The organism is Shewanella sp. M16, assembly GCF_018224605.1.
GTDB lineage: Bacteria > Pseudomonadota > Gammaproteobacteria > Enterobacterales > Shewanellaceae > Shewanella > Shewanella oncorhynchi.
Genome location: NZ_JAGTUL010000104.1, coordinates 1 through 1,153, shown reverse-complemented (window position 1 = coordinate 1,153; position 1,153 = coordinate 1). Strand labels below are relative to the sequence as shown.

The following is a 1,153-nucleotide window of genomic DNA, read 5'->3' as shown; positions in this document are numbered from 1 at the left end:
TCATGATTAACAATCCTTTTTTTGGTCTTGGACTATTCCCGACCACAAAGCCATTATACCCCCAATGGGGGGTAAAGTTCAATATCAAGTATTTGAAATATTTGAAATACTTAAAACATTTAATGCCGCTTTTTAACGAAATATGCCTTTAAATCGCTCAACTCATTTATTTTGTCTTGCACCTTGGCCGCGCACTCAGCAGCTACACACAACGCCCTTGCATGGCTCGCCAAATCATCACTATTCGCTCGTTTACACGCCAGACCCGCAACCCTATCTGAAACACTTTTAAGCTGTGCTGCGAAGCTCTCAAACTCATTTAAACCACGACAAGCGTGATAATGGCTGTTCACCTGACGAAACAAGTTATCTATCTCGCGCCTGTATTCTTTGACGCTTTTAAATTGCTTTTCAGACATATCATTATTGCAAGACCCGCTTTTCGCTTGAAAGCTATCTGCGTTCGCGGCCAATAATTTAGAAAGTGTTGCTTGATTTAAAGTCGAGTGAGTCATGCCCTTTATCTCCGTTTGTGTCACATCATCATCGCTTAGCCCAACTTCCTGATATGACGCCTTATTTTCAAGAGCAAGGGCGCGAAGCGTTTATATACCCTTGCGCTTTAAAATGGGGTGGCATACAGATTAGAAGTTGATAAGGGCAAAGCGATAGGGATGGGGCACTGAGATAAATTGACTTGTGACGAGGCTTTATATCGAGCTTACTCTTTCTTATTGGGTGGGAATGTTGATTGTGGTTTTAGGGCTGTTAAAGCGTTGGCTCTGCGCTTTTAAGCCGTTGGTTTTGGGGTTTTAAATCTGGTGATCGGTTGGGGGGAATCTCCCCTGGTTAATTCGCTGTTCAATTAACCAAGGGAGGACGTTCACCCAATGCTTGAGTAACCGTTTAGCCGGTGCGGAACGCGACCGCTAAAAACGGTTATAGGTGATCTGCAGTTGGTCCCGAGCGAAGCGAAAGACCATCAGCAGATAACTAGCCTTGGCCGTCAATATCGTTTAGCCGGTGCGAGCACTCGCGACCGCTAAAAACGATTTGCTTTTGATGTTGGCCGTTGCGATAGCCGAGGCATCGAGGGAATGACTTGAAGGGCGTTAGTTCCGAAGGAATGAGCGATTAGCGAACCCGTAAAGGC

The 1,153-nt window shown here is 45.3% G+C and carries 1 protein-coding gene; it reads right to left on the bottom strand.

Annotation, left to right across the window (positions count from 1 at the left end; all coding sequences use genetic code 11):
* Positions 1-119 precede the first annotated feature (119 nt).
* Positions 120-419: a hypothetical protein gene (locus KFE26_RS23595; protein ID WP_212601914.1), complete on the bottom strand. Its 300-nt coding sequence runs from the start codon at positions 417-419 to the stop codon at positions 120-122.
* Positions 420-1,153: the final 734 nt, after the last annotated feature.

Excerpts from the sequence above, each read along its gene's own strand:
- KFE26_RS23595 (WP_212601914.1), bottom strand. The coding sequence starts at position 419 with ATGTCTGAAAAGCAATTTAAAAGCGTCAAAGAATACAGGCGCGAGATA.